This window comes from Streptomyces sp. HSW2009 (genome assembly GCF_040240285.1).
Lineage (GTDB): Bacteria > Actinomycetota > Actinomycetes > Streptomycetales > Streptomycetaceae > Streptomyces.
Map to the genome: position 1 here is coordinate 1 of NZ_JBEHZD010000466.1, position 6,455 is coordinate 6,455.

Sequence of the window (6,455 nt, forward strand, 5' to 3'; positions counted from 1 at the left end):
GCCCCCTAACACCCCGCCCGGCGCACGCGCGCCACCCGGGCCCGCCGGGGCCGCAACGGGGGGCCGCCGCCCGTCCCCGGGGTCCCGCTCCGCGGGCTGACCCGGGCCCGGGCCCTGCCGCCCGCCCCGGGTCGTTCCCCGGGTGGGCGCCTCGCCCGGCCCGGGCCCGCCGCGCCGTCCGCACCGCGACAGCGCGGCGAGCCCGCCGCTTTTCCGTCCGTCCCCGGCCCCGGTCCCGTACCGTGGCCGGGGACGTACGTGTGTGCTGGCGGGCCCGCGCACCGGCCGCTGGGCGCGTACGCCGCCCAGGCGCCGGAAACCCGGCTGACCACGGACGACGACGGATGAAGGGGAGTGACGTGCCCGCGGACCGGTTCTCCACCGCGACCCGGCTCAGGGTGCTCGGCGAAAACGCCGCCGCCCGCGTCTACCGGGCCCGCACCAGGGCCAGGCGACCCCGCCGCGGGGGGGGCCCCCGCCCCGCCCCCCGCCCCCCCCGGGGGGGGGGGGGGCGGGGGGGGGGGGGGGGGGGGCCCCGAGGGCGGGGGGGGGAGCCCGGGGCCCGCCCCCCCCCCCGCCCGCCGCCCCCCCCCCCCCCCCCCCCCCCCCCCCCCCCCCCCCGCCGCGGCCCCCCCCCCCCCCCCGCCGCGCTCCTCGCGCTCGTCGTCTGCTCGCTGGTGGTGGCGCTCGCGTACCCGATACGGCAGTTCGTCTCGCAGCGCTCCGACATCGCCGACCCGCGCCGGCAGGCCGAGCAGACCCGCGAGGACGTCGAGCGGCTGCGCGACCGCAAGGCCCGCCTGGAGGACCCCGCCTACATCGAGCGGCTGGCCCGCGAGCACCTGCACTACCTGCGCCCCGGCGAGACGGGGTACAGCATGCTGGGGCCGGACGCCGAGGAGGCCGAGCGCTCGGCCGCCGACCACGGCGACGACCAGCCCTGGTACGGCAACCTGTGGGACGAGGTCGACACGGCCGACAGCCACCGTTAGCCGGGCCGCGACCGGCCACGCACCGCCCGACCGTGCCCCACCCCGTACGCCCACCGCGTACGCCCACCGCGCCCGCACCGCCCGGCGCCGCGCCCGACGAACCGAAGAGAACGAGAACCTTCCCGCATGGAAACGCCCCCGCCGCAGACCGCACCCGCCGCCCCGACCGACGCGGACATCGCCGCCGTCGGCGACCAACTCGGCCGGGTCCCGCGCGGCCTGCGCTCGATCGCCCACCGCTGCCCGTGCGGCAACCCGGACGTCGTCGAGACCGCGCCCCGCCTGCCGGACGGCACGCCGTTCCCGACGACGTACTACCTGACCTGCCCGCGCGCCGCCTCCGCCATCGGCACCCTGGAGGCCAACGGCGTGATGAAGGAGATGACGGCGCGGCTGGCGAGCGACCCGGAACTGGCCGCGGCCTACCGCGCCGCCCACGAGGACTACATCGCCCGCCGCGACGCGATCGAGGTGCTCCAGGGCTTCCCGAGCGCCGGCGGCATGCCCGACCGCGTCAAGTGCCTGCACGTCCTGGGCGGCCACTCGCTGGCCGCCGGCCCCGGCGTCAACCCGCTCGGCGACGAGGCGATCGCCCTGCTGCCCGAGTGGTGGCGCAAGGGCCCGTGCGTGGCGCCGTGCGGAACGGCTGCCGAGCCCGCGCCGGCCGCGGAGACCGACGCCCCCGCTGCCCCCGCCCGCCCCGCCACCGACCCCGAAGGAGCCGGCGAGTGAAGCGCGTCGCCGCCATCGACTGCGGCACCAACTCCATCCGGCTGCTGGTCGCGGACGTCGACCCGGCCACCGGTGCCCTGCACGAACTCGACCGCCGGATGACGATCGTGCGGCTCGGCCAGGACGTGGACCGCACGGGTCGCCTCGCCCCGGAGGCGCTGGAGCGCACGTTCGCCGCCTGCCGCGAGTACGCCCAGGTGATCAAGGACCACCAGGTGCCGGGCGGCGACCGGCCCGCGCTGCGCTTCGTCGCCACGTCCGCCTCGCGCGACGCCTCCAACCGGGAGGACTTCGTCCGTGGCGTACGGGAGATCCTGGGCGTCGAACCCGAGGTCATCACCGGCGACGAGGAAGCCGCACTCTCCTTCATCGGCGCCACCCGCGAACTGACGGCCCCCGCCACCACACCGAGCGCCCCGGCTGTGGCCGGCGCCGGCCCGTACCTGGTGGTGGACATCGGCGGCGGCTCCACGGAGTTCGTGGTCGGCGACCACGAGGTACAGGCCGCGCGCAGCGTCAACGTCGGCTGCGTCCGGATGACCGAACGCCACCTGGCCGACGCCACCGGCACCGTCCCCGAGCCCGGCACGCCGACCCCCGCGCAGATCGCCGCGATACGGGCGGACATCGAGTCCGCACTCGACACCGTCGAACAGACCGTCCCCCTCCGCCCGGCCACCGGCGGCAGCTACACCCTGGTCGGCCTCGCCGGCTCGGTCACCACGGTCGCAGCGATCGCCCTGGACCTGACGGAGTACGACTCGGAGGCCATCCACCACGCGGTGATCCCCCTGACCCGCGTCCGCGAGATCACCGACCGCCTCCTCCACTCCACGCACGCGCAGCGCGCCGCGATCCCGGTCATGCACCCCGGCCGCGTCGACGTCATCACCGCGGGCGCCCTGGTCCTGCTGTCCATCATGGAACGCACGGGCGCCACGGAGGTGGTCGTGAGCGAGCACGACATTTTGGATGGGATCGCGCAGAGCCGTGTTGCTGCGGGTGGGGGCGGCTGACCCGACATGACGCCGCTCCCGGGCGGCGACGCGAACACGGCGTACGCAGCCCCCGCCGGGCTTCCCGGCGGGGGCGCGCTGTCTGCTCCCTCCGGCCTCCTCGTCACACCACGGCCCGCCGGCTCAGGGTGCTTCTGGGCCGATGTCTTCGGAGGGGGTGACGCGCCAGTGGACGGTGGCGGTGGAGACGAAGCGTAAGTGGCGTCCGTCGGGGTGGTCGGTGGTGGCGTGGTCGTTGCACCACTGCATTGCCTGTTCGTACTGCTCGCTGATGGTCCCCTGGGGGTCGGGGGCGGGTGAGCGGTCGACGCAGGTGCCGCAGGTGGCGCGGACGGTGTAGGGGTCGGCGTCCGGGTCGGGGGCGAGGTGCATGGTGACGTAGCGGTGGAGGCTGCGGGTCATCGGGCGCCGCCCAGGCGCTGCGCGTCCCGCACGTCCTGGACCAGGGAAAGACCGTGCGGGAGGAGGCGTGGCCCGCCCGTCCGCTCGGCCCAGGGCGGGGTGTCCCAACGCGTGTCGTGGCTGGGCGGCAAGGCGATCCAGTGGTCGGCTCCGCTGCGTACGGTCACCGTCGGCACGGCGCCGAGCACCGCGGCCGTACCCGGCTGCACGAGCAGGGTCATGGTGTCGGGGCCGACCAGGCAGGGTGCCTCCATGCGTCGCTCGATCGCGACCATGGCCATCATGCCGACGGCTCGGGGGAGGGTGACCGCGTCGAAGCCGATGGCCGGCGCGATGATCGCGACGCCTGGCCGGTCGAAGTCGGCCGGTAGTTGGTCCGCGTACGCCGTGGTGGACCAGTGGTCGAGTGGATGGGCGCCGGGGGTGGGGCACGTGGGCGCTTCACAGGTGCACCCGGCGCGGGGACGGAATCGGTGGCCGGGGCCGATGGGCCAGCCGAGTTGGGCGGTGTACACGCGGGCGTACGCGGCGGCGTCGTGGGCCGGCAGGAGCGCGTCCATGCTGTTCCCCATGGTGATCGACTGGATGCGGTGTGTCACACGCGAAGCGTTGCGCGCCCGGTCGGCCCTGACCCCCAGAAATCCTGGGGGACCTTTCGGGCGTGGTTAGCGCACCAGTTCCATGTTCCTGATCAGCGACGACAAGGCCGCCGCCTGCGAGGGGACGCCTCCGTGTGCGAGGTCGGTGACCAGGGCGCGGGCCATCGGGTCGGCGTACACGTAGTACGGCGCGGCCTGGGCGGCGGCCCGTAGGGTCAGTACCGCTGCCGGGAGCCTGCCCATCTTCCGGTACGCCCTGGCCCGGTCGATCTCGAAGTGGGTGCGCCGTTCCTTCGACGGGACCGCGCTGACGTCGGCGTTCGGCACGATGGTCAGCCCGCGGTCCGGCTCTTCGACCTCCACGCCCACCTCGGTCGCGTGGACTGCGACCGTTCCCCGGCCGAACACGGTCTGCGCGGAGACGTCGTGCCAGTCGGGGCCCAGCCGGTCGGCGTCGGACAGCGCCGCTTGGATACGGGACCAGGCTCCGGCGGCGCGCCCGCCACGCGCATCGGCGACCGCGCCGCGCAACATCAACGCCCCACGCAGGGAGAGCACTTGCGGCGCCGGGTGCGGGCGGGTGGCCAGCGGTTCCAGGTCGCGCAGCGCCGCTTCGGCGATGGCCAGCGTCTCGGGGATGGCGGCCTGGTGGAGCAGGGCGCCGCAGCGGTCCCAGGCGACGGCGGCCTTGACGACGGGGTCCCCCAGTACGGTGGCGGCCCCGGCCGCGACCTCGGCCGCCACCCAGGCGAGGTCGGGGTAGCCGAGCGAGTTGAGGCACATGCGGGCGGTGCGGGCGGCGTCCGCCGTCAGCCGCAGTGTCTCTTCGCGCGCGGCCCCTCCTTCCACGAGGAGCGCGGTGTTCAGGTCCTCGATCAGAGCCGGCAGCGTACGGGCGACGGCGGGCAGGTCAGCGGCCTGCCGCCGGTGGTTGACGGCCTCGGTGCGCTCGCGCAGCGAGCGGGTGTCCACCGGTACGGCCTGCGGGGCGAGCCCCGGATGCCCGGAGAGGATCAGCCCCGCGCGGCGGAGCCCCGCGCGGAGCGCCGGCACGTAGGCGTGCGCACGCTCCGGGCTGTGCCGCAGCCGGTACGGCTGGCCGAGGAGCCACACCACGTCCACGTCGGTGAGTTCGGCGATGGCCGTGATCAGCGAGTACCGGTCGAGGGCGAGCCGGCCCGCCTCCACGTCCTGGACCCAGTGCTCCGAACGGCCGAGGAGATCGGCCAACTCGACCTGCGTGAGGCCGGCGGCTTGCCGCGCGATGCGCACGCGGGTGCCAAGGTGTTCCGGGGATACGGGGGATGGCATGGTGGCGGCACTCTCCGTTTCTTGGGCGCATCGGGAACGGTACTCGTCCCCTGAGATCTCAGGCTTGGGCGCGGACGCGTGTGGTGAACTGCTGTATGTGACCAGCGTGTTGTATCTCTTCGGCGCCGCGGCCCCGCCAGTGATGGAATTTCCCCAGGTTGTGCGCCGGGCGCAGGCATCGGGTTGGGAAGTGGGCGGCGGCTTGACGCCGACGGCGGCCGACTGGCTCGCCGAGCAGGTGCCCAAGCTGGTGGAGTTGACCGGCAGGCCGGTGCGCTCGCGGTACCGGCGGCCGGGTGAACCGGACGTGTGGCCCCGGGCCGATGCCATCCTCTTCGCGCCCATCACGATGAACAGCCTCAACGCCTGGGGCCTCGGGCTGACGAGCTCGCTCCCCGTAGGCGTCGTGGCCGAGGCCATCGGCAAACGCATCCCCATGGTCACGATGCCGTGCGTGAACGCCGCGTACGCCCAGCACCCGCAGTTGCCGCGCTCGATCGAAACGCTACGGGCAGCCGGCGTTGACGTGCTCTACGGCGACGGCGGTTTTGTACCGAACCCCCCAGGCGAGAAGCGCCCCTTCCCCTGGGACCTGGCCCTGCGCGCCGTGGAGGTGGTCGCGGGCCGGCGATAGCCCGCGAGATCGGCTCGCTGGTGGACGACCGCCGAGTCGCTGAGTTGGGTGCCGAGATCGCCCCATAGGCCAGTCACAGCGCCCGGTAGACGTCGCGTCGATCCCCCACCTTGACGACGAGGACGACGAGTTCGCCGTCATTGACCTGGTACGCCACCCGGTAGTTCCCGACTCGGAGTCGGTAGAGCCCGGACGGGCCGGTGAGCTTCTTGACGTCGGCATCCTGGCGGTACGGGTCTTCGCCGAGCGCAGTCAGGGCGGTCAGGATGCGCATGGCGTCCTGCCGGGCGATGGCCCGGAGCTGGCGATGCGCCGCCGCGGTGAAGCGGAAGGCGTACTTCACCCCGTCTCGCCGTCCCGCTCCGTGAACAGGTCCGCCAGCAGCTCCGCCATCGTCACGGTGGGGCCGCCCTCAGCCAGCACCGCCTCGGCCTCGCGCGCCAGCAGCACGTCGGCCGCCTCCTCCAGCGCCTCGAAGTCCGCGATCGGGACCACGGCCGCCACGGGGGCGCCGTTGCGCGTGATGACGGTCGGGACGCCTCCCTCGGCCCGGTTGATGTGGTCGGCAAGGTGAGCACGTGCATCCCGCACCGTCACGGTGTTTTCAGTCATCCATCCAGTGTACGCGTACCTGTGTACACGCGGTAGGTCAACCGCCCCCGGCCCGCGGGGGGCCGCGCCCCGGGGGGGGCCCGCCCCCCCCCGCCCCCCCCCCGGGGGGTGTGGCGGCCCGAGGCGCGCCGGGGGGCCGACGCGCGCCGTCTCCGGG

At 74.8% G+C, this 6,455-nt stretch carries 8 protein-coding genes and 2 pseudogenes; 5 read left to right on the forward strand and 5 right to left on the reverse strand.

Going from position 1 to position 6,455, the window contains the following annotated elements; all coding sequences use genetic code 11:
* Positions 1 to 344 precede the first annotated feature (344 nt).
* The 4 genes and pseudogenes from AAHZ94_RS26360 to AAHZ94_RS26375 form a co-directional block, all read left to right on the forward strand.
* Positions 345 to 470: pseudogene (locus AAHZ94_RS26360) on the forward strand (septum formation initiator family protein); the annotation flags it as partial.
* Positions 471 to 644: 174 nt separating this feature from the next.
* A pseudogene (locus AAHZ94_RS26365) lies at positions 645 to 992 on the forward strand (FtsB family cell division protein); the annotation flags it as partial.
* Positions 993 to 1,118: 126 nt separating this feature from the next.
* Positions 1,119 to 1,724 carry a DUF501 domain-containing protein gene (locus AAHZ94_RS26370; protein ID WP_349995809.1) on the forward strand — a complete coding sequence of 202 codons (606 nt, stop codon included), beginning with the start codon at positions 1,119 to 1,121 and terminating at the stop codon, positions 1,722 to 1,724.
* Complete coding sequence (locus tag AAHZ94_RS26375; RefSeq protein WP_349995810.1) at positions 1,721 to 2,740, forward strand: Ppx/GppA phosphatase family protein; 1,020 nt, start codon at positions 1,721 to 1,723, stop codon at positions 2,738 to 2,740. Before AAHZ94_RS26370 ends, AAHZ94_RS26375 begins: the two co-directional genes overlap by 4 nt.
* A gap of 123 nt (positions 2,741 to 2,863) precedes the next feature.
* On the opposite strand, the gene AAHZ94_RS26380 is transcribed toward AAHZ94_RS26375, so the two are convergent.
* The 3 genes from AAHZ94_RS26380 to AAHZ94_RS26390 form a co-directional block, all read right to left on the reverse strand.
* Positions 2,864 to 3,142 (reverse strand): DUF7848 domain-containing protein, encoded by a 279-nt coding sequence (locus tag AAHZ94_RS26380; RefSeq protein ID WP_349995812.1) that lies wholly within the window; start codon positions 3,140 to 3,142, stop codon positions 2,864 to 2,866.
* Positions 3,139 to 3,741, reverse strand: a complete 603-nt coding sequence (locus AAHZ94_RS26385) for a hypothetical protein (RefSeq protein ID WP_349995814.1) — start codon at positions 3,739 to 3,741, stop codon at positions 3,139 to 3,141. Before AAHZ94_RS26385 ends, AAHZ94_RS26380 begins: the two co-directional genes overlap by 4 nt.
* 66 nt (positions 3,742 to 3,807) lie before the next feature.
* Positions 3,808 to 5,052, reverse strand: a complete 1,245-nt coding sequence (locus AAHZ94_RS26390) for a helix-turn-helix domain-containing protein (protein WP_349995816.1) — start codon at positions 5,050 to 5,052, stop codon at positions 3,808 to 3,810.
* A 142-nt stretch (positions 5,053 to 5,194) separates the two neighbouring features.
* Here AAHZ94_RS26390 and AAHZ94_RS26395 point away from each other — a divergent pair, with 142 nt between their 5' ends.
* Positions 5,195 to 5,686 (forward strand): flavoprotein, encoded by a 492-nt coding sequence (locus tag AAHZ94_RS26395; RefSeq protein ID WP_349995819.1) that lies wholly within the window; start codon positions 5,195 to 5,197, stop codon positions 5,684 to 5,686.
* Positions 5,687 to 5,759: 73 nt separating this feature from the next.
* Here the strand turns inward: AAHZ94_RS26395 and AAHZ94_RS26400 are convergent, their stop codons facing one another.
* On the reverse strand, positions 5,760 to 6,029 hold the full coding sequence (locus AAHZ94_RS26400) for a type II toxin-antitoxin system RelE family toxin (protein WP_349995817.1): 270 nt from the start codon (positions 6,027 to 6,029) through the stop codon (positions 5,760 to 5,762).
* Positions 6,026 to 6,298, reverse strand: a complete 273-nt coding sequence (locus AAHZ94_RS26405) for a type II toxin-antitoxin system Phd/YefM family antitoxin (RefSeq protein WP_349995818.1) — start codon at positions 6,296 to 6,298, stop codon at positions 6,026 to 6,028. Before AAHZ94_RS26405 ends, AAHZ94_RS26400 begins: the two co-directional genes overlap by 4 nt.
* Between the last annotated feature and the right edge of the window lie 157 nt (positions 6,299 to 6,455).